Here is a 25,833-nt window from a genome sequence, read left to right as displayed (position 1 = left end):
TTTAACGGACAAATTACTATCCCTTATTAAACATATTTCCGATTTCTTTGCTAATCTTTCTAAAGATTGGAGCAGCTTCTACATCTTCATACTCATCGATGTGTGCATTTTCAATCCTACTAGGGAACACTAAAACAAGATTTTCGTTTGCATAAATCCGATCTAATTTCTTTGCTACACCATCCAATGAATCGCGATAGGAAACTTCACCATTTCTGGCAGAAACGAAAATGAACATCGCCCCTTCTTCTTTAAACGCTTTAAGCCCCTGCAAATTGTCCCAGGCATTATAATGTTTAAAAGTAACGGGGACAGAATTTTTCAACTCAACAAGATATTCTTCAATCGCGGCAGCAGAGCGCTCATCGACAACAAACGTGATCGGAATGGATAACTCCTGAGCAAGCTTGACAACCTTTTCCAGCCAGTACTCAAAACCAAATTCGGCCTCACACATGGGCGGAGCAAAAACGATAATGGACTTGTTGGAGATAAAGGGTTTTTTAAAATGACATAACATCACATTCGCTGACGTTCGATTTAAAATACTTTCCGTTTTCTCCCCCACAAACTTATCCATAAAATTGGCTACACTCGGCCAGCCCAAAACAATACAATTGGCAGAAACTTCTTTTGCAGACCTCGCCACTCCGCTGGCAATATTCAAGTCTATTGTTGCACTGATATTAACACTTGTCTCACTGCCAGAGGCATAACGCACCATGTTATCCAGATTTTTCCGTGCCTTTGACATGTTCAATTGTGCCTGTTCGTTATCTTTCACAACAGAAACAATACTGACGGGATACGAACACTTCTTACTCTTAATGTAGGTTGAAAAATCAAGAATAGGTTCCATATTATCCATATTAGCGATTGATATGAGAATGTTTTCGTCTTTTTCCTTCACTACATCCGTATGTTCTTCATCCTGTTCTCCGTCCATCACCACTTTACGTGAAGCATTCCCCGTAACCACAGTTGCGACAATGCAGGTAACCAAAATCAACAAGATCGTTCCATTAAGTACGTTTTCATCGATAATTCCATTCTTATGGCCAACCATGATTACAGCCAGTGTTGCCGCAGCATGCGCACTACTCAACCCAAATATTAGATTGCGCTGACCACGGCTATACTTGAAAACAATCTGTGTCAACCAGGCCGCCACATATTTTCCGACGATCGCCACAACGGTGAGCGTCCCCGCGATTATAAGCGCTTGTGGACCTTTCAGAATCACACTCACATCGACAATCATCCCTACCGATATCAAGAAAAACGGAATGAAAATTGCATTCCCAATAAACTCAATCCGATTCATCAAAGCGGAGGAATGAGGAATCAGTTTGTTCAGGGCCAAACCTGCCACGAATGCTCCAATAATAGGCTCTAAACCAGCAATTTCAGCTAAAAAAGCAGCAAAAAACACCACAGAAAGAACAAAAATATAATTGGAGGTCTTTTCACTCCCCAGACGTTCAAAAAACCATTTTGCAATTCGCGGAATAACACCAAACATGATAAAAAGGAAGATGGCGAAAGAAATTGCCAGCGTTATCCAAAACTCATTTCCAATATTCCCCTGAGACACTCCCGTAATAACAGCAAGTATAATTAACACAGCCGTATCCGTCAGGATTGTTCCACCGATCGTAATGGCAACAGCTTCCATTTTCGAAATACCATAACTGTTTACAATGGGATAGGAAACCAATGTGTGGGTAGCGAACATACTCGAAATCAATAAGCTTGGCAATACACCATATCCGAGTAATAAGTGACAAACCGGATAGCCAATGCTGATCGGAACAATGAATGTCAGGAAGCCAAAAAGCAGACTTTTGTTCTTGGTCTTTTTAAATTCATTCATATCTAACTCGAGGCCGGCGATAAACATGATATAGAGAAGACCTATTGTTGAAAATAGTGTAATAGCCGAATTTTTCTCCAGCCAATTTAACCCATGCGGACCAATAATCACACCCGATATAATCAATCCTATAATACCCGGAACCTTAATTGGACGTAGTACAATAGGTGATAAAAGTATAATAAAAAGTACCAGAGAAAATATAAGTACAGGATTTTGTAAAGGCGCTTCGAAAGCGTGGGAAATATGCTCAAAAGTTTTATTCATAAGTGCTTGTATACTAACCGTAAAACATAACTACTTATTTTTCTATACAGCTCGAAAAATAGTTAACAGCACTAAAAATACGATTTTTTTTAGAATGCGATGTCTAAAAACAGTGCTACTTAAAAGAAATTGCCTTAATTGGATTAATCTTGGTAATTAACATCGAAGGAATAAACAATGAAATCATCCCAATAAATACAACGGCAAAATTGACTAAAATCACATCAGACCACTGCAGCTTAACAGCGACATAGGAGATGTAATAGGTTTTCTCGTCCAATTTAAAAAAGTGGGTAAAGTCCTGGAAAAAGTAAAAGCCCAAACCGATCAGATTACCAATTAATAATCCAAGACCGATCAGGTAAAGTGCACTATACATGAAGACCCGACGAATTCCAGCATTGTGATAGCCCAGTGCTTTTAAAATACCGATCATCGATGTGCGCTCAAGGATTGTGATCAACAGTGCAGAGATCATATTAATGATAGCGACCACAGTCATCAATATAAAAATGATCTTGGTATTCATATCCAACAATTCCAGCCACTGAAAAATATCCGGCACCTGATCCTTAATATTGATCGCCTGCATATCGATAGGCAATAGATCTTCCACCTTACTGGTTGTCTGAGCAAGCTGACTAAAATCTTTAATTCTAATCTCATAACCGCCCACTTCATGATCGTCGAGGTTACTTAGTTTGCGAATAACATGGAGCGATCCGATGACATAAACCTTATCTAACTCTTCAGAACCCGTATTAAAAATTCCTTTTATGACAAATTTACGTTTACGGATTGGGTCTTGGACGAAATACATGATAAAATCATCACCAACGTTCAACAATAATCGATCTGCAAGATACTTGGATACCAAAATCTGATTGTCAGCATCGTCCGATTTAAAGTCTATCATATTCCCTTCAATCAACATACGCTGAAAGGGCTGTTGATTATACAATGAATCGATACCTTTAAGCACTACGCCTTCAACCTCATTGTTTACATTAATAATCCCTGCCTTGGTTGCAAAAGAACTGATCGAACTTACTTCAGGAATAGCCAGTATTGACTTTTGAAGCTTTGGCGTAAGCGAAATCGCGGCATTCTCGTACGATTTATTGAGGTCGTAACGTAGGACCAATACATCTGCAAAAAAGCTTCTTTGCTTACTTATAATTTCGTCTTTGAATCCGCGCAATACTGCAATGGAGATAATTATCGCTGCAATGGCAAGAGCAATAGCACCAATAGTTACCCGAACGATCAATTTTGAAAACGTTCTTTTGCCAGAAAATGCAATCCGATTTGCTAAAAAATAAGGAAAATTCAAGCTTTAAATATATTTATGTAACTTCGCAAAGTTATAAAAATTTGTTAGTCTCAAAACTGAAATGACAAATAATTAGGTGTTTTGTAGCAGGTCATTCCACGATCCATTACGACACCTGTTTAAAGAGTTTAAAAAAAAATATGATGCGTATTATTTTCATGGGTACTCCCGATTTTGCTGTCGCTTCACTTGAGGCACTTATTCAATCTGGCGAACAAGTCGTAGCTGTAGTAACGGTTCCGGACAAACCTGCTGGACGTGGACAAAAAATACACGAGTCGGCCGTAAAAATATTTGCTAAACAACATCACATTCCAGTTCTCCAGCCGGTCAAGCTGCGCGAGGAATCTTTTTTAAACGAACTGAGGAGCTACCAAGCTGACCTACAGGTTGTAGTTGCTTTTCGCATGCTTCCTGAGGTGGTGTGGAATATGCCTAAATTTGGAACAATCAATGTTCACGCCTCTCTGCTACCCCAGTACAGAGGAGCTGCGCCCATTAACCATGCAGTTATAAATGGGGAGAAAGAATCCGGAGTAACTACCTTCTTGCTACAACACGAAATCGATACCGGCAATATATTATTGTCAAAAAAAGTGACGATCAAAGATACCGATAATGCGGGCGATCTTCATGACAAGCTTATGGTTGCGGGGGCAGAAACGCTTCTTCAAACGATCCAACAATTAAAAGCAGGAACTTTACAGCCTCAGCCGCAAGAGGTCGTTGTAACAGAAGGGCCTTTAAAACATGCACCAAAAATTTTTAAAGAAGACTGTAAAATAAATTGGGATCAACCAACAGAAACTGTCTACAACTTTATCCGAGGCTTAAGCCCTTACCCTGCTGCATTTACGCTGCTAAATGAAAAGGTATTAAAAATCTATGATGCGAAAAAAGAAACTGTTCATACTAGTACAGTGCCGGGCACACTTGCCACCGATAAAAAAAGTTTCTTAAAAATTGCGACTCAGGACGGCTACCTTATTATCTCTGACCTTCAGCTGGAAGGCAAAAAAAGAATGAATGTAGTGGATTTTCTAAAAGGCTATCGATTTTAGCCTTTCTAGTCCCCACCATCATCGTATTGCAGCAGATCACCAGGCTGACAGTCTAATGCTTTGCATATCGCTTCAAGGGTGTCTAATCGCAATGCCTTTGCTTTTTGGTTCTTAATGATTGAAAGATTAGACAAGGTAATTCCGACTTTGTCACTCAATTGATTGAGTGACATCTTTTTCTCTTTCATTATTCTATCCAAGTGAATTAAGATTGGCATAATATAATTTTTATTCTTTAAAATTTATTAATGTCATTAGTAAAACAAAAACACACACAGTTTTGTTTTATCATAAAATTATCATTTTAAAATAAATTTCGAAAATGTGAATTGGAACATGAATCAACTATCAGACCGTTAGATTGCGAATAATAAGAAAAAAAATTAAACCCTTTAGCGCTTTAGCAGTCAAATAGTTGAATACGATTAGTGGTAAATATAAGAAAAAAAACATTAAAATGGAATAGTTTTTGATAGCTTTAAATTCCATGTCAAAAAAACCTAACTCATTAGATATGAGTGGTTAGTTAATCAATTTTCCATTAATAATTCAAAAATTTTTCGTATTTTCGCAAACATTTCTTAGAGAGGAGAATTAATAAAAATTAATGAGACAGCTCAAAATTACACAATCTATTACCAATCGTGAGTCACAGTCTTTGGACAAATACTTACACGAAATTGGTAAAGTAGACTTAATTACAGCAGAAGAAGAAGTTGAATTAGCACAGCGCATCCGTGAAGGTGACCAAGTTGCCTTGGAAAAATTGACTAAAACCAACCTTCGTTTCGTCGTATCAGTAGCAAAACAATATCAAAATCAAGGTTTAACCTTAGGTGATTTAATCAATGAAGGTAACTTGGGCTTAATTAAAGCAGCTAAACGTTTTGACGAAACAAAGGGTTTTAAATTTATTTCTTATGCGGTTTGGTGGATTCGCCAATCTATTCTTCAAGCAATTGCTGAACAATCACGTATCGTACGTTTGCCATTGAATCAAGTTGGTTCATTGAGCAAAATCAGTAAGGCTTTCTCAAAACTAGAACAAGAATACGAACGAGAGCCGTCTCCAGAAGAATTAGCGGATATTCTTGAAACTACGGTAGACAAAGTTTCGGATACCCTAAGTAACTCTGGGCGTCACGTATCTATGGATGCTCCCTTTGTTCAAGGTGAAGAAAACACACTTTTGGACGTACTGGAAAACCATGATCCAGACACAGACAGTTCTTTGATCGATGAATCACTATCCGAAGAAATCAAACGATCATTGGCAACATTAACAGAAAGAGAACGTGAAATTATCGTACTTTTCTTTGGATTAGGTTCCAACCACCAACTGTCGTTAGAGGAAATCGGAGAGAAATTCAGTTTGACACGTGAGCGCGTTCGTCAGATCAAAGACAAAGCTCTTCAACGTTTGAGACACACTTCAAGAAGCAAAATCTTAAAATCCTACTTGGGTTAATAAGAGATACTTATTAAAAATTTTGGCAATCCCAATCAGAAATGATTGGGATTTTTTATGTACCTCTTATTTTGAATCCGGCATCAAAATAAATTCAAAAAGTCGATCCTTTTTCAAATATTTTCCTGCAACATCCTGTACGGACTTTGGTGTCACCTTTTTCAAATTATCCAACCTGCGTGTATAGCGCATAAGATCGAGATCATTCTGATAAGAACTGGATATGTAGTTCAACCAATAGCTATTTTCACGAAGATTTAACTCGTTTTGTCGCTGTTGCTCTGCCAGAAATTTCTCCAGATCCACTTTGTCGGGTCCTTGTTCCTGAATCTTTTTTACCTCATCCAATGCCGAAGCGATTAAGGCATCAGTCTTATCAACTGCTGAACCAAAGCCAATAGAAAAAGCATAGCGGGGTCTTGGTAGTTTATTGAAATTTGCCTGAGCCCCTACACCATAGACACCACCTTCTTTTTCACGAAGTCGTTCAAGTAATTTGATCGTCAACACACTTTCTAAAGCTTCCATATTGACATTTTCAGCCTCTCCAAAGCTATAGTCTCCATAATACGCCAATTGTGTGCTCGCCTTTTCTTCCTTGCCTTTGTGAACAACTACGCGTTCGCCTTTGCTTGGCTCCACAATATTTAGATCTCTATAACTTTCGCCTCTTTTTTGAATCGGTAGCGAAGCGAGATACGTTTCTAAATAAGGCTTAATCTGATTCTCGTCAAACGACCCTACGATGGTAAACACAAAATCAGAGGCATCCGCAAAGCGTTCTTTATAAATTGCCAACGCACGGTCCCTATCGATTTTGCTGATCATTTCGACCGTCGGATTTTGACGGCGGACATTATTACCGTACAATACTTCTTTCACTTTGTCGGAAAACACATTATTGGGGTTGCTTAATCTATTTTCCAAAGATCCTTTCGCTCTGGTCATTGTACTCTGGAAAATATCCTGATCTAAACGAGGTTCAGTAAAATAACCATAAATCAATTCAAAAGCGTTCTTTAAACCTTCTTTATCTGTACGACCTGAAATACCCTCATAACGTTCGGAGATGTATGGAGAGATGGAAACATCCTTTCCTGAAAGGTACTTTGTGAGCTCAATGTTGCTCATTTGTCCTACACCACTGGCATCAATTAAAGAAGATGCATTGGCGGCCGAAAAGTAATCTGCGTCGTTATAGAGCGAGGTTCCCCCCGGGCTATACGCCATGATCTGGATCTCATCGTTTTTAAAATCCGTAGGCTTAAGGATCACTTTTACGCCGTTACTTAGTGTCAATTCTTTTGCTTGAACGGCATCAATATTTTTAGACGATACAACCTTGCCTTTCACGGGTTCTTTTGAGAGTAGCGGAAGATCAGAAACTTTATCATCATAAGCAGTGACGGGGCTCTCTTCAACTGCTTTTACCCAGCCCATTACCGCAGATTCAGTCGGCAAGGTTGCTTTATCTTTCTCGGGCGCCATCACCAATACATCGCGGTTCAGATCGGTATAATATTTTTTTACCAAGCCGTTGACCTCAGTTAGTTTTAAAGTCGGTAGCAGCTGCTTAGTCAGACGGTAGGCATCTTCATTGCTTAAAGCAGGTTCGCCATCGATAAAATAATTGAGATAACGATTGACATAGCTATCCGATTTCTTTTTATCGCGTTCGATAAAAGACATCTCATTACCTTTTTTCATATCTGCAATAGCACGGTTCAGCTCCGTTTGCGTGAAACCATACTTTTGGATGCGCTCAAATTCGGTTAACATAGCTTTAAATCCCGACTCGAGCTCCCCGGGCTTAGGCACAACCAACAATGAAAAGGTATTGAGGTTGGCCACAAAATCGCTAATACTTCCACCGGCTTGCATAAAAGGAGGATTCGGCTGTTGCATCAATTCAGAAAAACGACCAGCGATCATCTTGTTGAAAACACTTTTCAAAAGTTCGTTTCTGTAATCTCCTACGGTTTCCACTTTATCCTTTTCGCTTTTGATGAGAATCTGAGCCACCGTATAAGGTAACTCTGGATCTGAAATTGCTAAGAACTGGTTTTTGTTTAGCAGGTCTACCCGGTATTTTTTACGCTCCAATGCTTTCTTGGGCATTTTCATATCGGCAAACAACACCTTCACCCGTTCTTCCATTTCCTTAGGATCAATGTCTCCTACGATAATTAAAGCTTGCAAATCGGGCCGATACCAGTCTTGGTGAAACTGGCGTATTTCCGAATAAGGAAACGTTTTAAGTATCTCCTCCGTACCGATTGGTAAGCGTTTGGAATAAAGCGAACCATTCAGCAACATTGGAAAATATTGATCTTGGAGACGTTGTTGCACTCCTCTCCCGCCACGCTTCTCTTCTAAGATAACTCCGCGTTCTTTATCGATCTCCTCAGCATCCAATAGTGCATCTTGGGCCCAGTCGCGCATGACTTGCAAACCATTCTTTAAAAGTTCAGGGTCATCAGAAGGAATTGGCAATTGGTAAACGGTCTGGTCAAAGCTGGTGTAGGCATTCAGATCCGAACCGAAGCGAACCCCGGCCTTTTGCAGATAATTGACCAATTCGTTTTTCGGAAAATGCTTCAGACCATTGAAATTCATGTGCTCCAAAAAATGGGCTAAGCCCAGTTGCTTTTCATTTTCCAGAATAGAGCCTGCTTTCATACCCAAATACATCGTAACACGACCTTTCGGCTCGCTATTTTTACGAATAAAGTATGTAAATCCATTTTTGAGTTTACCTGTAACCACTTCATTGTCGAAGGGTAATTTCTGATTCAGAGCCACACTATCTTGTGATAGAATCGCTCGCGCTTCCGCAGTTAACGTGGTTGGCATTGTTGCTTCCGCTACATAAAAGGTAGCTGGTAACAGAAAAGCTAATGCTAATGGTTTAATGAATTTCATAGAAAAAATTTCTTTTTTTTCAGTTATTTTTATCAATTGTTTGCTATTAGGGTAAACGGAACTGGAGATGAATGTTCCGATAAATCATAAAATACAGATCACTACGATTATTCTCCAACACCTTATCGAACAGCATACTGCTGCTGCTTTTACTGCATTTGGTTCGGACCGGTAGAAATCATTCTAAAAATACTGAATATCTTTCAAAAAGAACGACAGTTAATTGTAATTTTGCTGCAAATGGATTTTAAAAACTGGAACGTCATCAAAAAAGAATTCGAACAATTCTTAAAGTTCGAAAGAGGCTTAAGTGCAAATTCTATTGACGCTTACTTAAATGACGTATCCAAATTTCAGATATATTGTGAAGACAATCATCTGGTTTTAAACAACATAGCGAGAAAAAATATCCAGGAATTTTTGGTTTGGCTGCAGCAATTCAATATTTCACCGTTCACGCAGTCGAGATTGATATCTGGACTTAAAACCTTTTTTAGCTTTTTGATCATTGAGCATGCATTCAGCAACAATCCTACAGACCTTATTCAGGCACCGCGCTTGGCGCGCAAGCTGCCCAGTGTTTTAAGTATACAGGAGGTCGATCAATTGATTTCTGCAATCGATCTCTCTTCATCCGAGGGCCAACGAAATAAAACTATCATCGAAATCTTATATGGATGTGGCCTCCGTGTTTCGGAACTTACCACACTCAAACTATCCAATCTATTTTTAGATGTAGAATTTATCAAAGTTGAAGGCAAGGGAAGCAAAGAACGCCTCATACCAATTGGTCAACACGCCATTAAACACCTCCGCATCTACCTGGAAACCATCAGGCCTCACATCAAGATTAAACCGGGAAATGAAGATATTGTATTTCTCAACAGACGAGGAGCTGCATTATCCCGGGTCATGATATTTTTGATAATCAAAGAACTTGCCCTAAAAATAGGCTTACAGAAAAACATTAGCCCACATACCTTTCGCCATAGTTTTGCCTCTCATTTGGTGGAAGGCGGTGCCGATTTGCGCGCTGTACAGGATATGCTCGGACACGAAAGTATCACAACTACCGAAATATATACGCATATTGACAAGGATTACCTGCATTCCGTAATCACGCAATACCACCCACGGTCATAACCAACCTGCTGTCAACTGTCACCTTTTTCCGATCCGAAGTATGCCTAAACAAATCATTAGCACCGACTTAAAAAAATGAGGAACTGCTGAAATCTAGAAGCAAAAAAACGGCGCTAATTATCGCTAAAAATTGCCTGCTAAAAGTTTCAATTTTATCGTAAAGATATTTGTTAGATCTAGAAAATAGTATATCTTTGCGGGACGTTCCCGTAGTTCAATGGATAGAATTTCAGATTCCGGTTCTGACGATGTGGGTTCGACCCCCGCCGGGAACACAAAAGGAGACATTTCAAAGAAATTGTCTCCTTTTTTTATATACCTAATCCAGCGCCATGTTGACTTCGCCATTTTAATATTCCTCAGCATTCCTTAACGGCAAAAATTCCGCAATGCGTGCGAATCGGTTGGCTATGTCATGGCAAAAAATAGCTAAGATACCAATTAGAAAGAAGATATCCTAACACCAATTTACCCCTAAACACAGCTTTAGAACAATTATTAACCAGTGGTGATTCAGTGCTTGTTCACTCGTCACTGAATCACCACTGAGTAAGCACTGAACGAGCACTGAGCAAGCACTGCAAAAAGGGTCGAGTTGGTTACAAGTTGGTCTTCTTTTGGCACATCAAAAATTAGCAGCGGAAAATCTGTAGATAACCCAGCATTTGTAACAAAAAATTCTTTAAACTAAGCTTTTATTTATATACTTTTTTGCAACAACTTATGCTGTGAAGCAGTAAAAATATTTCGGAAGATGATATTGATCTCTTGGTCAACGGCCGCCCCCAAAATCCCTGCATGAGGATAGAGTTTAGCGGTATTCATTAAGATGGAAGACACAAAATCACGGCTTTGCGTCGCTATTTGCGCATAAATTAAGGCATTATCGATTCCATTGCTGAGGTTATCCCAAGAATGATCAGCCAAATTCAGGATAGCATCCTTTTGTATTATGAAATCCTGTTGAAGTTCATCGAGCATGTCGAAAGCAGCTTTACTCGCTGCATGCTCCCATTTGGACGCTTTACTTTTTAACACAAACAGTTTTTCAATCAAATCCAGAAATCGCTTATACATCCCGATAAAATTGGCCAGCAGGGTCAACTCAGCAAAAGGCATAAAGGGATATTGATAGCGTAGATCACTGCGTGTGCTTTTTGCCGCATTGATTTCGAAACACCGTTTACCATCAACAGGAACGTCCTGCAGCGAAAAAGAGTGCGAGGCTGTCACTTCTAATCCGAATGTATCCCAGTCATAATGAACCAGCGCATGTTCCCTATCGACAAAAAATGATTTTACAAGGGGATCTCCCTTGTCATCCAATACGGGTTTGCCCTCTTCCTGAATCGTTGCATTCAACGTAAAATGGGTTAAATGGGGAGCTCCAGTGGCGTATTTCCAAAATCCTGTGAGTCGATAATGTTCACCATCGCGCGTTGCTGTGCCAGATGCCTGACCGCTACCACCGAAACAAACGCGTTCCGTTTTAAAAATTTGATCACCTAAAACGGGGTCAATAAAACCCACAAAAAGATTTGCTCCCGAACATAATGTAACTGTCCAGGCCAGCCCGCCGTCCCAATACGCTAAATCAGCCAATACATTGAGACCTTCGGGCACCGTTAAACCTAATCCCCCCAATTCAACGGGAATCCAGATTTTGAACCATTTTCTGCGATAGATTAGCTCCAACTGTTCATCCGACAAGGATTTCTGCTGAATACCTTTTGCCTGACTGTCTTTCAGAATTGCAATATCCGCACTATTGAGTTGCATATCTCTCTTCACGTATGATTTTCCTCCAATTTAAATATCCACTAAATGCCATCACAAATAAAAACAAAGTCAGTCCGGAATAAAGGAACAATCCTTTATGGATCAATAACGGAATAGCCATTAGATTGCTAATGTTCAACAGTATCCAATTTTCTATTTTACGTTTTGCCAACAACCACATTCCTGCCCAAGCGGTACAAGAAACGGCAGAATCCCATAGTGGAACATCCGAGTCTGTTAAGTGCACCAATCCAAAATAGAACAACAGAAAACCAGCGGTGCAGATAAAGCTTACTATCCACCAATCTTTCTTTTCACAATGCGTTATCGGCGTAGCGACGTCACTGCTATATTTCCAATACATCCAGCCGTAGATGCTCATGACTAAATAATACAGGTGCAACAATATTTCAGCATACAGTTTTGCATGAAATAATACATATACGGATATCAGTATGCCTATAATTCCAAAAATATAATGGATTGATTTATTTTGCCGTGAAAACCAGACTTGCAGAATGCCGAAAGAAACCCCTAGCCATTCCGCTACTGTGGCCTGCTGCATCTGTTTTATAAAAGCGTCGATAATGGATTCGGGAGTCATTCGAATTGTTTATTATTGCTTGTGATCTTATAATAAACCTTCGGGGAAAAAAGCTGTTTTTATTGAAATTAAATCCCTACGCCAGCATTACCTGGATCAGGTATATAAAAGCGATTGTACAAAGAGGAACAATCGCTTTTATTGGGTATAATCTCAGCCCAGAACGGCCAAAGCCATTCGAAGCACCCCTCAAGTATATTGGCGGTCGAATTGATTAATCGATATCGATTAATTTCAGCGCCTTATGTGTGCGTATACGTGTTTCTTTACAAAGCTGTGCATCATCGTTCAATGATTTACCGTGTGATGGTATCATCTCACGTAACTTCTTGCGGTATTCATCTGATTTAGCACGCTCAGGAAAACATTTCTTCAGCAAACTGATCATGATAGCAACAGAGGTAGAAGCGCCAGGAGAAGCGCCCAATAACGCGGCAATAGAGCCATCTGAACTAGAAACGACCTCTGTTCCAAATTCCAAAATTCCACCTCTCTTCTCATCTTTCTTGATCACCTGAACCCGTTGTCCCGCCTTCTCAATCACCCAGTCCTCCAATTTTGCTGTGGGCATAAATTGTTTCAATGATTCCAGTTTATCTTTCGGAGATTTCATGACTTCTGTGATCAAATACTTGGTCAAGGGCAAATTATCAAGTCCGGCAGATAGCATCGGTCGGATATTCGACAACTTGATAGAAGCCGGTAGATCGAAATAAGACCCCTGTTTGAGGAATTTTGTTGAAAAACCCGCATAAGGCCCAAATAACAAAGCTTGTTTGCCATCGATATAACGCGTATCTAAATGCGGCACAGACATCGGTGGAGCACCTACAGAGGCTTTGCCGTACACTTTGGCGTGGTGGGCATTAATAATCTCCTCATTCACGCAACGCAGCCATTGGCCTCCTACCGGAAAGCCACCATACCCTTTTGCTTCTGGTATTCCAGATTTTTCCAACAACAGCAAGGAGTGTCCACCAGCACCAATAAATACAAATTTCGCTTTGATTTCTCTCTTTACTCCTGTTTTTAAATCTTTGACCTCCACTTCCCAACGGCCATCATCTTCACGTTCGATGTCAATGACTTCATGGTTTAGCGAAATGGATATATTTTCTTTATTTGCAAGATTAGCGATCAAATCACGTGTCAATGAGCCAAAATTGACATCTGTACCAAGATCCATTTTCGTTGCAGCAATCTTTTCGTTTTTATCACGCCCCTCCATCATCAATGGAATCCATGATTTCAGCAATTCAGCATCTTCGGTATACTCCATCCCCTTAAACAAGTTTTGGGTCGTTAACGTTTCCCATCTTGTTTTTAGAAATTTAGCATCTTTTTCACCAAAAACCGCACTCAGGTGTGGAATACTACGGATAAAATTTTCAGGCTGGGTAATGATGCCTTTATCAACAAGGTAGGACCAAAACTGCTTAGATACCTCAAATTGCTCAGCAATTTTCACTGCTTTATCAATCTTTACAGAACCATCTTTCTGTTCGGGCGTATAATTTAACTCGCATAAGGCAGAGTGACCCGTGCCAGCATTATTCCAAGCGTCTGAACTTTCAGCAGCCACAACATCCAAACGCTCAAGAATTTCAATATTAACGTCTGGGCTTAATTCATTGATTAGAGTACCCAAAGTAGCACTCATAATACCGGCGCCGATTAGAACAACGTCAACTTCTTTATTTGATTTTTTGCTCATGTTTTTGTGATTGATGCAAATTTAATATAGTTTTTGATAAACGTCCAAGTCTTTTGTCAAAAAACTGTACTTTTTAGAAGCACTTATTCAAAAATACCATGGATTTATTAAAATTATATAAAGTGAGTAAACGCTTACTGTTAACCACTAAATCCGTTCGCTAAAAAAATAGCAAGCAACGCTTTTGTAAACATCAGCTGAAGGCATAATGTTCTGCTAATTTAGACCGTTATTTATCGAAAGATTTTGTGTTATAATATAGTTTTAACATTTTTGCAAAATGTCTAGAAGCGACAGGGATAAAAAATAAAAAAAAAGAATCGCTGTGGCATAGCTGGATAGCGACCGAAGGAAAGCGCCCGTGTCGTATTGATCTCCATAATGTGTAGGAAGAGCAACGCGGGAGGAAGTCGGAACGATGGATCTATGTCGTATCGTAAATAATTAAAGATAAATAACTTATACAGATGAAAATACTCGAAGGAAAAATTGCTTTAATAACAGGAGCATCGAAAGGAATCGGAAGGAAAATTGCAGAAGTTTTTGCACAACATGGTGCTAACGTCGCTTTCACATATCTTTCTTCTGTCGAAAAAGGACAGGCGTTAGAGCAGGAGCTTCAGGCTTTCGGTACGAAAGTAATCGGCTATCGTTCTGATGCTTCAAAATTTGAAGAATCGGAACAACTAATCAATTCCATTGTTGCCGATTTCGGTGGACTGGATATTGTTGTAAACAATGCGGGTATCACAAAAGACGGCTTATTGATGCGTATGACTGAAGAAAATTGGGACGATGTCTTAAATGTCAACCTCAAGTCGGTGTTTAACGTCACCAAGGCAGCTTCAAAAATTATGATGAAAAACCGCAAGGGTTCATTTATTAATATGTCTTCGGTAGTGGGTGTTCAGGGCAATGCTGGTCAGGCGAATTACGCTGCCTCAAAAGCAGGTATTATCGGGTTCACAAAATCTGTCGCAAAAGAATTAGGTTCGCGTAATATCCGTGCTAACGTTGTTGCTCCAGGTTTTATACGGACGGAAATGACGGATGTATTGGATCCGAAAGTTGTTGCCGGATGGGAAGCAGGAATTCCGTTGAAACGCGCGGGACAGCCGGAAGATGTTGCTCATGCCTGTCTTTATTTAGCATCCGACTTATCGGCGTACGTAACCGGCCAGGTTCTTCCTGTTGACGGCGGTATGCTATAAACATAAACAAGCTCAGATGCTTTTTTACATTGGATCTGAGCTTGTTACACGATATGTATGGCATGCGCTTTCCTAGCAGCTCCAGTACATACCTATCGTACACAAGTGAACACGCGCGCTGCAGCTTAGCCCCAAGAATTCTTGCCTGCACCTGCTTATCGGCTATGCTATCGTTCAACTTCACTACGCATCCGATAAAACTGAAACAATAAGACCTGTTAATGTTTCCAAATTTTAGTTAATTTTGTCTATCAAATTTTTAAATGCTATGACGAATTGGAAGGATTTTTTTGAGATTAAAACCGAGTATGATTTTAATCAGCAGTGTTTAGAGACCTACCAATTCCAAAGCCAGCATTGCAAAATTTATCGGGACTATATCCGCATCTTGGGAAAGGATAAAGCCCTTATTGAACACTATACCGAGATTCCTTTCCTACCTATTGAATTTTTCAAAACCCAACAGGTTATCACCGAAGGAATGGAGGCTGAAATGGTCTTTTCCAGTTCCGGAACGACGGGAATGCTGACCTCGAAACATTTTGTGACAGACCTGAATATTTATGAACATACCTTTCGTCGGATCTTCGAAGATTTTTATGGCCCTTTGAGCAATATTGCCGTACTCGCACTTCTCCCTTCTTACCTCGAGAGAAGTGGATCTTCTTTGATATATATGGTTGACGATCTTATGAAACAAAGTGATCAACCTGAAAGCAATTACTTTCTGTATAACCATCAAGAGCTATACGAAACACTTGTCCGGCTCAAAAATAAAGGAACGAAGACGATACTCTTCGGAGTGACGTATGCCCTTCTCGATTTTATCGAACACTATGCCTTCGATTTTCCAGAATTAATCATTATGGAAACAGGAGGAATGAAAGGAAAGCGCAAGGAAATGGTCAAACAAGAAATCCATCAGCTTCTTGAAAAAGCTTTCGGTGTGGTAGGAATTCATTCTGAATATGGGATGACGGAACTACTATCTCAGGGTTATTCCTCTGGTCAAGGAATTTTTCAGCTACCCAAATGGATGAAAATACTGATCCGGGATACCAATGATCCATTGAGTTTGATTCCTTCGAATAAATCTGGTGGAATTAATGTTATCGATCTAGCGAATCGCTATTCCTGTTCGTTTATCGCAACACAGGATTTAGGGAAAGTACATGCGGATGGATCGTTTGAAATATTGGGTCGGTTTGATCAAAGTGATATACGGGGTTGCAACTTGCTGGTTCAATAGGGATTTGAAAAAGCGTATATGGTAGCATTGTTGCGCATTACCGGTACTGAACTAAAAAAACACTTGACCATGGTGTGATCAAGTGTTCTCATTGAAATCAACGATTATTTCAGGCTAGGATCCTCAAAGGTATTACCCGATCGCATATCCCCAGAATCATATCCTTTTTTAAACCAGGCCATACGCTGTGCAGATGTCCCATGGGTGAATGATTCTGGCACAGCATAACCTTGTGCTTCTGTTTGCAGCTTATCATCGCCGACCGCTTCAGCAGCTTTCATACCATCCATAATATCGTTATAATCAATTTTTATATCGGTATACTCGTTGAGATAATGTGCCCATACGCCTGCATAAAAATCCGCCTGTAGTTCGGTCATGACAGAGATTTTATTATTTTCTCGTTCACTGAGCTTTCCTCGTGCTGCATTGGTTTGGGGTAACAGTCCAACCAGTTGCTGGATATGATGTCCAACCTCATGCGCTATCACATAAGCCATCGCAAATTCTCCTTTTGCTCCAAATTTATCTGACAATTCTTTACTAAAGCTCAAATCGAGATAAATTTTTTGATCACCAGGACAATAGAAAGGGCCATAAGACGCCTGTCCCATACCGCAACCGTCCGTTTGCGTTCCACCATCGTAAAACACAAGTGTTGTTGGTGTATAGTTTTTCTGCATCTGTTCTTTAAATAGTTTTGCCCAGACGTCTTCGGTGCTTTGGAGCACAGTCAATGAAAACTCTGTTAATCTTTTCTCTTCAGGATTTAGCTCACGTGGCTGCCCCGACTGTTCGGTCTGCGCCCCCATATTCTGGGCTTGTTGTAAAAGTTGCGTAGGATCTCCTCCCATCAGAAATCCTATGACTAAAACAATAATCCCCCCTATTCCACCTAATGCTATTTTTCCACCACCCGACATCCCCCTGCGGTCTTCAAAATTACCACTTTGTTTTCCTCCTTGCCATTTCATAGTATCGCTAAATTATAGTTAATAATCGTTTCCAAAGCTGGACTAATACAAATTCAATACCAATGTTCTACATACAAAGGCTTTATTTTAAGAAAAAAATTGTAGCGCATTTGCAGTCCAACATTTTTTAACGCCATAAATTCACGGGTATTGAAAGATGTTCATTATCCAAAGCAGTGCATTAAAATAGCAATAGAAGCGGCTAAATTAGTAAAGTCGTGATATTGGTCATTGCGTGTCAAAACAAATTTGGTTAAGTTTGGACTTTCAAAAAAAAGATATGAAGTTAGAAGAACAATTACAGGCGAGAGCTGGCGGAAAATGTGAATTAACGGGCAATGAATTGACTTTAGTTGCCTATACACTACCTCCAGAAATAACGGCAAATTTGGACAATACCTTACTGATTTCAGAAAAATTAGTCAACCAGCTTAATAAGACAGAACAATTAAATCCCGAAGACTGGAAGTTTCTTCCAAATGCGATGTGGTCTGAAAATCCGGCTGTACAAATTGTATGCTGGCGGATGTTAAGCCGATTAAAAAATGAAGGCTGGGCATCGGAAGCATTGGATATTTTATATTTGGACGATGAAACGTTGGCTGAAGCTAAAAAAACCGGCGACCACGAAAATGATGGCTATGTTTCTTTTCATGAAGATAGCATTGGTCAAAGACTCTTTGAAGGTGACACAGTTGTATTAACGAAAACACTCGACGTAAAAGGCTCTTCTCTTAAAGCCACGTTAGGTACAGTTGTAAAGAATATCAGATTGGTAGCTAACAACATTGAGCAGATTGAAGGAAAGATTGAAGGTCAGACGATCGTTATTTTAACCAAATATCTCCGTAAACAAAACTAAGTATTGCCTCTTTAAAAGCGAAAGGCTTAAAAAGNNCTTTTTAAGCCTTTCGCTTTTATACCTTTTTATTTGTTTTAACTATTCTCACTATCTGGGATAATTCCGCACAAACTCAAAGTGATAGTTTGGATGTTGTTTTAGGCTATCGATTAAATCTGATAAAAGTCGCTGTCCTTTTTTAGTCTGGTACATATTATCATGTGTCAACAGTACCACATTGTTTTTCGTATACGACGTTCCTTTACGAAGTAGATTCTTCATTTGGGTATATAACTGATTTACCGACAAGTCTGGTTTTCCCGTCACACCATTAATTTTCCATTCACAATCCCAACCAATGACCTTATAACCATTTTGATGCAGTAACTCGGCCGTTGATCCCCCTGTTTTCAAATCAACTTTCTTACGGTCTCCGATATACCAAATATTTCTTCCCGGCAATCGCACGATTTTATGCTCGAGCCCCAAGGATTGCTCAGCATGTTCAAAATCCTCAAAAGCAGCCTGCGGATTGGAATAAAATACAGTATACTTGTCGTGCGCATGCCAAAAACTATGGTTATAACAATCAACTAAAGGATTATTCTTGTAACGTTCGGTATAGCTGTGCAGCTTTTTACTCATTTTATCATGATGTCCAATCAGAAAAGTATTGATTTTAATACCCTTTGCAGTTGCAATGGAATCAAGATACTGACTTCCATTCAGAGGGCCATCGTCAAAAGTAAGATATATATAGCGCGGAGAAACAGTATCGGTCAATAATACGGTTGTATCTTTAGCGCTTTTAAAGGGCTTATCTTCTTCCGTTTTAGCAATGGTATCTTTTTGTAAGGAATCCACGTTACTGATCGAGTCCTGCACTGTAACTAAACTATCTTTTACGGCCGGGATGGAATCATCCGTAGTATCACCATTTTGAACCTTGCTCTTCCCTCCTTGATCACAGGCATATAATCCTAAACTAACTATCCCCAAACCTATCCATACAGCACCTAAACGAATCCCTTTTCTCATTACAAAAATTAACTTACGCATTACTATTGTTTCAAAAACCTATCGTGAAGACTACATGCGCCTCATGTAGGTTTATTGTAGCGCAAAATTAAGATAATTTTTATGAATCAAGGTATTATGTTTCTTAATTTATTTGGGCGTAAAAAAAGAAGAATCTATGGCCTTATAGATTCTTCTTTGTACTTCAATTGACCTTGTATTTCAATTGAACGATTGTATTTCAATGTAACAAATTAGTGCCTGTGCTTTCCAGGTCCATGCCCCTTACCGCGTCCATGATGACCAGGTCCTCTATCGTGTCGATGGCCTTCATTCCATGAATGTCCGCGGCTCACTTTGCGGCGCTCGCTCGCAAATGAATACCCACCGCCATGATGGCTGTCGCGAATGGCTACCTGTCTTCCGCGGTAGCCCCCGTAACGACTTCTATATCGGTCGTGATGATGCCACGGTGTACGGTCGTTGATAACTACCTTGTGTACTCGATAAAAATCATAGTGTCTATATCTTCTAGGAAGGTTAGCTCTCCTTACCCAGCCGCCATTGTCGTAATAAACATAACATCTCGCGGGCACATCGTAATACATATTATATTCTGGAATATAATAATAGCGGGCATAATCATAGCCTACTGGGCCCCAATTAGGCTGACTTCCGATGTTGACGCGAATACTGACTTGCGCCTGGGCAGCATTTGCCGTAAAAAGGCCTGCAATGATAGCAGCTGCATAAAGCAATTTTTTCATAAGTAACTCCTCCCTTAGTTTGTAATTTCTTCTTTACAATACGACAACAAACTGTATGCAAAAGATTAATATCGAAATGTTAATTTTTGTTAACCAATCGATAAAAAACTCATTATTAACAGGTTGAACACCTGTATTATTCGCAATAAAGTAAAAACATTATTGGATACTATGTTGTTCAAATAAATAGATAATAGAAACTTTAATAATAAATACGATGAGCATATATAACGTAGGTATATTGGTTGGTAGCTTAAGAAAAAACTCGTTTAACAAAAAGATTGCAGAGTATATCGTTGATCAGGAGGAATCTAAATTTCGCTATAGCCTGATCGATATTGGCGATCTCCCTTTGTATAATCAGGATTTCGATGATGAAGGCACTCCGCCGGCTAGCTATACAAGATTTCGTGAGGAGATTAATGCATTGGACGCAGTGCTCTTTATCACGGCAGAATATAACCGTTCAGTTCCTGCTGTGTTGAAAAATGCAATTGATGTAGGATCAAGACCTTATGGTAAGAACAATTGGGATGGCAAACCTGCTGCAGTAATATCTTCTTCAATTGGGGCGTTAGGCGGTTTTGGTGCCAATCACCATCTCCGGCAATCCCTTGTATTCGTCAATCTCTTGACAATGCAACAACCCGAAGCATATATTGGTGATATTGAGTCAAGTATCGGATCTGACGGCAAAATTGAATCCGGAGAAACCAAGGATTTTCTACACAGCTTTAAACAAGCATTTGAGCAATGGGCTGAGCAGTTTATAACTAACAAAGGGCAGGATTAATTCCCGCCCTTTGTTAATTTTCGCTGCTCTTGGCACCACGACGCTATCGTACTAGTCTTGTTCATCACTGATATCATAGTTCCAGTTTAGCAGTTTTTCCTGCAGAATACGGGATATTTTATTGAAATAACGCTTTTGCTTATATCCCATCACCCATTGCACACCCTGTACAGCATTGGTACAGAAAATCTCGTCGGCCCGCTTCATAATTTCGGGGCTTATTTGGGCTTCAACGACCTCGATACCCTCATCTTGTGCCATGTCCATCACTACCCTACGCATAACTCCCTCGATACATCCTTCGGACAGCGCAGGGGTGTAAAGTACTTTCTCATAAAAGACAAAAATATTGGATGTCAGTGATTCACATAAGTAGCCCTCCTGATTTAGGATCAATACATCGTCAAAGGCCATTTTCTTTTTATAAATACCGGCCAAAACATAAATCTGCGCATTTAAAGACTTAATTTTTGACAGATCGCTATACGGTTTTTTAAATTCATTGTACAAGCCTACGATCAGCCCCACCTTCTTATCACGCAGATTGGGTTCTAGACGTTGTACCTGCAAAACAAAGCCGGGCTTATTACTTGTCGGACTATACAGCCCGCCCCCTGATCTAAATACGATCAATCGGATACGGACCTGTTGCCCCAACATATTATTTTTACGGATTAATTCTTCGGAACGCGAACGAATAAAAAATTCGTCGAAAAGATTTGCATCGTCCAGATGAATCAATTCCATGCCTTTCTGTAAGCGTTCGACATGAAAATTTAGAAAACGGATATCACCATCCTTATAGAGCATGGTTTCGAACAATCCATCCCCGTAACGAAAACCTCTATTCTCAATGCTAAATATTTCCTGATTTTCCGGCACTACATTGCCATTGAAATTAATATAGTTTGTTGGCATCTTAATTCTGTTCTAAATTTTAACCATTTTCTACAGCCATTGAATTTGCTGCGTATCCACGCCATTTTTCTAAAGCTAAACGAAAATCTTCAGGGTATGGTACTTCAAAGTACATATTTTCTTTTGTAGCAGGATGAATAAATCCCAGTACTTGCGCATGAAGAGCTTGACGAGGCAGCAAAGAAAAACAGTTATCGACAAACTGCTTATACTTTGAAAACACGGTACCTTTTAAAATCTTGTCTCCACCATACATTGCATCGTTAAACAGCGGATGCCCGATAGACTGCATATGCGTACGGATCTGATGTGTTCTTCCCGTTTCTAGCTGGCATTCGATTAAAGTTACATAACCTAAGCGTTCCAAAACCTTATAGTGTGTTACCGACCAACGCCCCTTGTCTTCACTATCATACATCGCCATGATGCGTCTGTCTTTTAGGTGACGTCCAATATAACCTGTTATCGTTCCATCTTCTTTTAAATCACCCCATACCATGGCGATATACTTGCGTGTAATACTGTGGTCGAAAAACTGTTTCGCCAAAAAGGCCATGGACTTTTCATTTTTGGCGATAACCAATAGCCCAGAAGTATCTTTATCAATTCGGTGTACTAATCCCGGACGATCAGAATTTCCTGGTAGCTGTGGCAACTGCTGAATATGATAAGTGAGCGCATTCACCAAAGTTCCTGTATAATTATTATATCCTGGGTGTACAACCATTCCAGCTTCTTTGTTCACAATCAGAACGTCATCATCTTCATATTTGATATCCAAAGGAATATTTTCTGGATAGACTTCGTTATCACGCGGGGGATCAGGCAACACCAATGTAATCACATCATCGGGTCTAACTTTATAGCTCGCCTTGATTTCCTTACCGTTGACCATGACAGAACCTGCTTCTATCGCATGCTGAATTTTACTCCGTGTCGCATTTTCGACTCTGTTCATCAGATATTTATCAATGCGGAGTAAGGCCTGCCCCTTGTCCACCTCTATCCGTAGATGTTCAAATAATTCTTGTTCTTCCTGATCTTGCAATCCAATTTGTTCTGTCATGCTACAAAAATAAACCAAATGAAACAATTTTCGTTAAATTTGTTTTCATTTAATGTTATGTTGCCGTTCAAAATCCACAGTCCCGAAACTGAATTGTATCTCCCCGCTTGGGAGAAGAAGCATGTAAAAGTAACGCTTAAGCGGGATGACCTCATACATCCTTTTATTTCAGGCAATAAATGGCGCAAATTAAAATACAATCTAGCGGAAGCAATACGGCTTCAGAAGAGTCATCTTGTTACATTTGGTGGTGCCTGGAGCAATCATCTTTTAGCTACAGCCTGCGCCGGAGCGACCTTTAAGTTTAGAACAACCGCTTTTGTCAGAGGGGAAGAAGGAGTCAACAACCCTGTTTTAGCCATGTGTCGACTCTTTGGCATGCAGCTGATTTATGTCGAACGCGAATCTTACCGAAATAAAGAGAATCTGTACAAAACATATTTCGGTCAGGATCCAACCACTTTCTATATTCATGAAGGGGGCTATGGTATTTTAGGCGCTAAGGGATGCGCCGAACTGGTCGATGAACTCCGACAAGAATACCAGCATATCTTTACTGCTTGTGGCACCGGAACAACATTGGCCGGAATAGCCAACGCCATAGATAAACGAGATGCTCTTACACGTGTGCATGGTATACCTGTTTTAAAGAATGGTGGCTTTATTCAAGAGGAAGTTGATCAACTTTACCCCAACATAGCTCCCCCTATTTTACATCTCAATTATCATTTTGGAGGATATGCAAAAACAACTGCCGACTTACTATCTTTTGTTCAAAATTTTGTAACAAATACCGGGATAATGATCGAACCTACATATACCGGCAAATTGCTCTATGCCCTAGATGATCTGATTAAAAATGATTACTTCACTCCAGCAGACAAAATACTTGTGGTTCATACCGGCGGATTAACAGGGATTCTTGGGATGTATGAACGGTTCAATTTTATTGATCTACATCAATAAATACACTTCCATAGCGCACAAGGACATTTGATTGACTTTTTTTTAGCGATTATATTGTAAGTTTGACCATCTTTTAAAATAAGAGAGATCGAAAATAAAAGGAATAAAGATTAAATTAATGATATAACGATGAAAATATTAGCATTTGCAGGCACAAGCAATAAAAATTCTATCAACAAAATGTTCGTTACAAGTACGTCCAAATACTACAAAGAAGCAGAAGACACCATCGAGCTGCTGGACCTAAACCATTTTGAAATGCCTATCTATTCTTACGATAAAGAAGCCGAGCTAGGCATTCCGCAATTGGCCTATGACTTTGCTGCTAAAATGGATGCGGCAGATTTTCTTTTGATTTCTTTGGCAGAACACAATGGGTCGTATACTTCAGCCTACAAAAATATCGTTGACTGGGTTTCGCGTATTCCTAATCGTAAATTATTCAACGGCAAACCTGTTTTCTTGTTGGCTACGGCCCCTGGTCCAATGGGTGGTGCAACGGTATTGAACACTGCTGTCAACCGAATTACCTGGGATGGTGCGGATATCTTAGATTCTTTCTCTCTTCCTGAATTTCACAAAAATTTTGAAGAAGGTAAAGGGATTATAGATCCAACCTTAAGAAGTCAATTAGAGGCTAAAGTAAGAAAGACAAAACGTATCCTTGCGGAAAAATTAGCGATACAAGGTTGACAAAAGATTAACAAATAATCATTGTGAAAACCTCTTTTAATATGTAAATTGATAACCTATTAAAAGAGGTTTTTGATATGGCAAAAAAAATATTATTACTGGTAGGAGACTTTGTAGAAGATTACGAAGCGATGGTTCCATTTCAGGCAATGGGTTCCATAGGAATAACTGTAGATGCAATTGCACCAGACCGAAAAAGCGGTGATGTGGTGCCAACAGCGGTCCATGATTTTACGGGTGACCAGACCTACAAAGAATTGCGCGGACATAATTTCGCTATCAATAAGGATTTTGATGAGGTAAATGTTGAAGATTATGATGGTCTATATATTGCTGGTGGCCGATCGGCAGAATATATCCGACTCAACAAACGTGTTTTGGAGATTACAAGACACTTCTTTGAGCACAATAAACCTGTCGCGGCAATATGTCATGGCATTCAAGTGTTAACGGCAGCAAAGGTTCTTGAAGGACGTACGCTTACCGCCTATGTTGCTGTAGGTCCGGATATCGAATTGGCTGGCGGCACATGGAAAAATATTCCTGCGGATCAGGCAGTCGTGGATGGAAATTTGGTCACTTCTCCCGCCTGGCCAGGACATCAGGCAATTTTGAAAGAGTTTTACAAATTATTAGGCATAACAATTACAATTTAAGGGTATTTTAATGAAGAAGAATAAAAGGTTATGGCTTTTGGTCATACCAATTTTGGTGCTGTTGGGATTTATTTTAAAAGATAGCTTCAATCAAAAAAGTATTGAAGACTTACCGGGAGGTTTTAAGGAAGTTGCGTTTGTCAGAAATGAACAAAATAAAGGTGGTATTATCCGTATCTATGCCGTGACCGTGGGTGACGTTTTAAATGCAGACTATACAGGTTGTCTTGAGCTCATGCCTGTTAATGATTATGGAAGTATCACAACCGTGTACTTCTTCGATCGAACGGCTCCTTATCCAACAAGTCTATCGATCGATACACCGCATTTCGACACCACAAAATTCAAAGCAATTCAAATCTCAAAGAAATACGGAAAAAAGGACTAGACCTTGCCAAACGGAAAGACACATCCCCAAAGTTTGTATAAAACTTTGGGGATTTTTTTTGGAATAACTTAATAATTCGTTAACACAAAAAAGTTCGATTATCCGCGCTAGAGCTATAGTTTTGCTTTTT

Annotated in this window: 23 protein-coding genes and 1 tRNA gene; 12 read left to right on the top strand and 12 right to left on the bottom strand. The window is 39.6% G+C overall.

The window, feature by feature from the left end:
• Positions 1-16: 16 nt before the first annotated feature.
• The gene (locus B2W36_RS14200; RefSeq protein ID WP_293880966.1) at positions 17-2,140 is read right to left on the bottom strand and encodes a cation:proton antiporter; all 2,124 of its coding nucleotides are present in this window, start codon (positions 2,138-2,140) and stop codon (positions 17-19) included.
• Positions 2,141-2,255: 115 nt separating this feature from the next.
• Entirely contained in the window at positions 2,256-3,473 is a 1,218-nt protein-coding gene (locus tag B2W36_RS14195) for an ABC transporter permease (RefSeq protein WP_293880968.1), read from the bottom strand.
• Between the two features lie 143 nt (positions 3,474-3,616).
• On the opposite strand from B2W36_RS14195, the gene fmt reads away from it, so the two are divergent.
• Entirely contained in the window at positions 3,617-4,534 is a 918-nt protein-coding gene (gene fmt, locus B2W36_RS14190) for a methionyl-tRNA formyltransferase (RefSeq protein ID WP_293888497.1), read from the top strand.
• A gap of 5 nt (positions 4,535-4,539) precedes the next feature.
• On the opposite strand, the gene B2W36_RS14185 is transcribed toward fmt, so the two are convergent.
• On the bottom strand, positions 4,540-4,752 hold the full coding sequence (locus B2W36_RS14185) for a helix-turn-helix domain-containing protein (RefSeq protein WP_209575684.1): 213 nt from the start codon (positions 4,750-4,752) through the stop codon (positions 4,540-4,542).
• 389 nt (positions 4,753-5,141) lie between these two features.
• Here B2W36_RS14185 and B2W36_RS14180 point away from each other — a divergent pair, with 389 nt between their 5' ends.
• Positions 5,142-6,002, top strand: a complete 861-nt coding sequence (locus tag B2W36_RS14180) for a sigma-70 family RNA polymerase sigma factor (protein ID WP_209575686.1) — start codon at positions 5,142-5,144, stop codon at positions 6,000-6,002.
• 66 nt (positions 6,003-6,068) lie between these two features.
• On the opposite strand, the gene B2W36_RS14175 is transcribed toward B2W36_RS14180, so the two are convergent.
• Entirely contained in the window at positions 6,069-8,924 is a 2,856-nt protein-coding gene (locus tag B2W36_RS14175; protein WP_293888270.1) for a M16 family metallopeptidase, read from the bottom strand.
• Between the two features lie 240 nt (positions 8,925-9,164).
• Here B2W36_RS14175 and xerD point away from each other — a divergent pair, with 240 nt between their 5' ends.
• Positions 9,165-10,067 carry a site-specific tyrosine recombinase XerD gene (xerD, locus tag B2W36_RS14170; protein ID WP_293888268.1) on the top strand — a complete coding sequence of 301 codons (903 nt, stop codon included), beginning with the start codon at positions 9,165-9,167 and terminating at the stop codon, positions 10,065-10,067.
• A 203-nt stretch (positions 10,068-10,270) separates the two neighbouring features.
• Positions 10,271-10,342 (top strand) — tRNA-Arg (locus tag B2W36_RS14165).
• Positions 10,343-10,766: 424 nt separating this feature from the next.
• Here the strand turns inward: B2W36_RS14165 and B2W36_RS14160 are convergent.
• From B2W36_RS14160 to B2W36_RS14150, 3 genes are all read right to left on the bottom strand, one after another.
• Positions 10,767-11,858 carry an acyl-CoA dehydrogenase gene (locus B2W36_RS14160; protein WP_293888267.1) on the bottom strand — a complete coding sequence of 364 codons (1,092 nt, stop codon included), beginning with the start codon at positions 11,856-11,858 and terminating at the stop codon, positions 10,767-10,769.
• The gene (gene pnuC / locus B2W36_RS14155) at positions 11,833-12,450 is read right to left on the bottom strand and encodes a nicotinamide riboside transporter PnuC (protein ID WP_293880979.1); all 618 of its coding nucleotides are present in this window, start codon (positions 12,448-12,450) and stop codon (positions 11,833-11,835) included. The genes B2W36_RS14160 and pnuC overlap by 26 nt, the downstream gene beginning before the upstream one ends.
• A gap of 214 nt (positions 12,451-12,664) precedes the next feature.
• Entirely contained in the window at positions 12,665-14,164 is a 1,500-nt protein-coding gene (locus B2W36_RS14150; RefSeq protein ID WP_209575696.1) for a malate:quinone oxidoreductase, read from the bottom strand.
• Between the two features lie 467 nt (positions 14,165-14,631).
• On the opposite strand from B2W36_RS14150, the gene fabG reads away from it, so the two are divergent.
• A complete protein-coding gene (gene fabG, locus B2W36_RS14145; protein ID WP_293888266.1) occupies positions 14,632-15,375 on the top strand; it encodes a 3-oxoacyl-[acyl-carrier-protein] reductase in 744 nt (247 codons plus the stop codon).
• A 268-nt stretch (positions 15,376-15,643) separates the two neighbouring features.
• A complete protein-coding gene (locus tag B2W36_RS14140) occupies positions 15,644-16,624 on the top strand; it encodes an acyl transferase (protein WP_293888264.1) in 981 nt (326 codons plus the stop codon).
• A gap of 104 nt (positions 16,625-16,728) precedes the next feature.
• On the opposite strand, the gene B2W36_RS14135 is transcribed toward B2W36_RS14140, so the two are convergent.
• A complete protein-coding gene (locus B2W36_RS14135) occupies positions 16,729-17,598 on the bottom strand; it encodes a KPN_02809 family neutral zinc metallopeptidase (protein ID WP_293888262.1) in 870 nt (289 codons plus the stop codon).
• A gap of 280 nt (positions 17,599-17,878) precedes the next feature.
• Here B2W36_RS14135 and B2W36_RS14130 point away from each other — a divergent pair, with 280 nt between their 5' ends.
• Positions 17,879-18,460, top strand: coding sequence for a PhnA domain-containing protein (locus B2W36_RS14130; protein WP_209575703.1), 582 nt, complete (start codon positions 17,879-17,881; stop codon positions 18,458-18,460).
• Between the two features lie 87 nt (positions 18,461-18,547).
• On the opposite strand, the gene B2W36_RS14125 is transcribed toward B2W36_RS14130, so the two are convergent.
• Together B2W36_RS14125 and B2W36_RS14120 are read right to left on the bottom strand one after the other, a co-directional pair.
• The gene (locus tag B2W36_RS14125) at positions 18,548-19,498 is read right to left on the bottom strand and encodes a polysaccharide deacetylase family protein (RefSeq protein ID WP_293888259.1); all 951 of its coding nucleotides are present in this window, start codon (positions 19,496-19,498) and stop codon (positions 18,548-18,550) included.
• Between the two features lie 212 nt (positions 19,499-19,710).
• Positions 19,711-20,223: a hypothetical protein gene (locus tag B2W36_RS14120; RefSeq protein WP_293880991.1), complete on the bottom strand. Its 513-nt coding sequence runs from the start codon at positions 20,221-20,223 to the stop codon at positions 19,711-19,713.
• Positions 20,224-20,440: 217 nt separating this feature from the next.
• Between B2W36_RS14120 and B2W36_RS14115 the strand changes: the two genes are divergently transcribed.
• Positions 20,441-21,016, top strand: a complete 576-nt coding sequence (locus tag B2W36_RS14115; protein ID WP_293888258.1) for an NADPH-dependent FMN reductase — start codon at positions 20,441-20,443, stop codon at positions 21,014-21,016.
• Between the two features lie 51 nt (positions 21,017-21,067).
• Here B2W36_RS14115 and B2W36_RS14110 read toward each other — a convergent pair whose 3' ends face one another.
• Both B2W36_RS14110 and B2W36_RS14105 read right to left on the bottom strand, forming a co-directional pair.
• Positions 21,068-21,934, bottom strand: coding sequence for an aminotransferase class IV (locus tag B2W36_RS14110; protein WP_293880995.1), 867 nt, complete (start codon positions 21,932-21,934; stop codon positions 21,068-21,070).
• Positions 21,935-21,953: 19 nt separating this feature from the next.
• Positions 21,954-23,000 carry an RluA family pseudouridine synthase gene (locus B2W36_RS14105; protein WP_293880997.1) on the bottom strand — a complete coding sequence of 349 codons (1,047 nt, stop codon included), beginning with the start codon at positions 22,998-23,000 and terminating at the stop codon, positions 21,954-21,956.
• An 18-nt stretch (positions 23,001-23,018) separates the two neighbouring features.
• On the opposite strand from B2W36_RS14105, the gene B2W36_RS14100 reads away from it, so the two are divergent.
• From B2W36_RS14100 to B2W36_RS14085, 4 genes are all read left to right on the top strand, one after another.
• Complete coding sequence (locus B2W36_RS14100; RefSeq protein ID WP_293880999.1) at positions 23,019-23,966, top strand: 1-aminocyclopropane-1-carboxylate deaminase/D-cysteine desulfhydrase; 948 nt, start codon at positions 23,019-23,021, stop codon at positions 23,964-23,966.
• 129 nt (positions 23,967-24,095) lie between these two features.
• Positions 24,096-24,659, top strand: a complete 564-nt coding sequence (locus B2W36_RS14095; RefSeq protein ID WP_209575714.1) for an NADPH-dependent FMN reductase — start codon at positions 24,096-24,098, stop codon at positions 24,657-24,659.
• Positions 24,660-24,736: 77 nt separating this feature from the next.
• Positions 24,737-25,315 (top strand): DJ-1/PfpI family protein, encoded by a 579-nt coding sequence (locus B2W36_RS14090; protein WP_293881002.1) that lies wholly within the window; start codon positions 24,737-24,739, stop codon positions 25,313-25,315.
• Between the two features lie 10 nt (positions 25,316-25,325).
• Positions 25,326-25,703: a hypothetical protein gene (locus B2W36_RS14085; RefSeq protein ID WP_209575719.1), complete on the top strand. Its 378-nt coding sequence runs from the start codon at positions 25,326-25,328 to the stop codon at positions 25,701-25,703.
• Positions 25,704-25,833: the final 130 nt, after the last annotated feature.

Source organism: Sphingobacterium sp. UBA3549 (assembly GCF_002376635.1).
Lineage (GTDB): Bacteria > Bacteroidota > Bacteroidia > Sphingobacteriales > Sphingobacteriaceae > Sphingobacterium.
This window is presented reverse-complemented; position numbering and strand designations above follow the sequence as displayed.

Excerpts from the sequence above, each read along its gene's own strand:
- B2W36_RS14100 (WP_293880999.1), top strand. The coding sequence starts at position 23,019 with ATGAAACAATTTTCGTTAAATTTGTTTTCATTTAATGTTATGTTGCCG.
- B2W36_RS14200 (WP_293880966.1), bottom strand. The coding sequence starts at position 2,140 with ATGAATAAAACTTTTGAGCATATTTCCCACGCTTTCGAAGCGCCTTTA.
- B2W36_RS14120 (WP_293880991.1), bottom strand. The coding sequence starts at position 20,223 with ATGAAAAAATTGCTTTATGCAGCTGCTATCATTGCAGGCCTTTTTACG.
- B2W36_RS14150 (WP_209575696.1), bottom strand. The coding sequence starts at position 14,164 with ATGAGCAAAAAATCAAATAAAGAAGTTGACGTTGTTCTAATCGGCGCC.
- B2W36_RS14125 (WP_293888259.1), bottom strand. The coding sequence starts at position 19,498 with ATGCGTAAGTTAATTTTTGTAATGAGAAAAGGGATTCGTTTAGGTGCT.
- B2W36_RS14180 (WP_209575686.1), top strand. The coding sequence starts at position 5,142 with ATGAGACAGCTCAAAATTACACAATCTATTACCAATCGTGAGTCACAG.
- B2W36_RS14110 (WP_293880995.1), bottom strand. The coding sequence starts at position 21,934 with ATGCCAACAAACTATATTAATTTCAATGGCAATGTAGTGCCGGAAAAT.
- pnuC (WP_293880979.1), bottom strand. The coding sequence starts at position 12,450 with ATGACTCCCGAATCCATTATCGACGCTTTTATAAAACAGATGCAGCAG.
- fabG (WP_293888266.1), top strand. The coding sequence starts at position 14,632 with ATGAAAATACTCGAAGGAAAAATTGCTTTAATAACAGGAGCATCGAAA.
- xerD (WP_293888268.1), top strand. The coding sequence starts at position 9,165 with ATGGATTTTAAAAACTGGAACGTCATCAAAAAAGAATTCGAACAATTC.
- fmt (WP_293888497.1), top strand. The coding sequence starts at position 3,617 with ATGCGTATTATTTTCATGGGTACTCCCGATTTTGCTGTCGCTTCACTT.
- B2W36_RS14090 (WP_293881002.1), top strand. The coding sequence starts at position 24,737 with ATGGCAAAAAAAATATTATTACTGGTAGGAGACTTTGTAGAAGATTAC.
- B2W36_RS14130 (WP_209575703.1), top strand. The coding sequence starts at position 17,879 with ATGAAGTTAGAAGAACAATTACAGGCGAGAGCTGGCGGAAAATGTGAA.
- B2W36_RS14085 (WP_209575719.1), top strand. The coding sequence starts at position 25,326 with ATGAAGAAGAATAAAAGGTTATGGCTTTTGGTCATACCAATTTTGGTG.
- B2W36_RS14175 (WP_293888270.1), bottom strand. The coding sequence starts at position 8,924 with ATGAAATTCATTAAACCATTAGCATTAGCTTTTCTGTTACCAGCTACC.
- B2W36_RS14135 (WP_293888262.1), bottom strand. The coding sequence starts at position 17,598 with ATGAAATGGCAAGGAGGAAAACAAAGTGGTAATTTTGAAGACCGCAGG.
- B2W36_RS14185 (WP_209575684.1), bottom strand. The coding sequence starts at position 4,752 with ATGCCAATCTTAATTCACTTGGATAGAATAATGAAAGAGAAAAAGATG.
- B2W36_RS14115 (WP_293888258.1), top strand. The coding sequence starts at position 20,441 with ATGAGCATATATAACGTAGGTATATTGGTTGGTAGCTTAAGAAAAAAC.
- B2W36_RS14140 (WP_293888264.1), top strand. The coding sequence starts at position 15,644 with ATGACGAATTGGAAGGATTTTTTTGAGATTAAAACCGAGTATGATTTT.
- B2W36_RS14105 (WP_293880997.1), bottom strand. The coding sequence starts at position 23,000 with ATGACAGAACAAATTGGATTGCAAGATCAGGAAGAACAAGAATTATTT.
- B2W36_RS14095 (WP_209575714.1), top strand. The coding sequence starts at position 24,096 with ATGAAAATATTAGCATTTGCAGGCACAAGCAATAAAAATTCTATCAAC.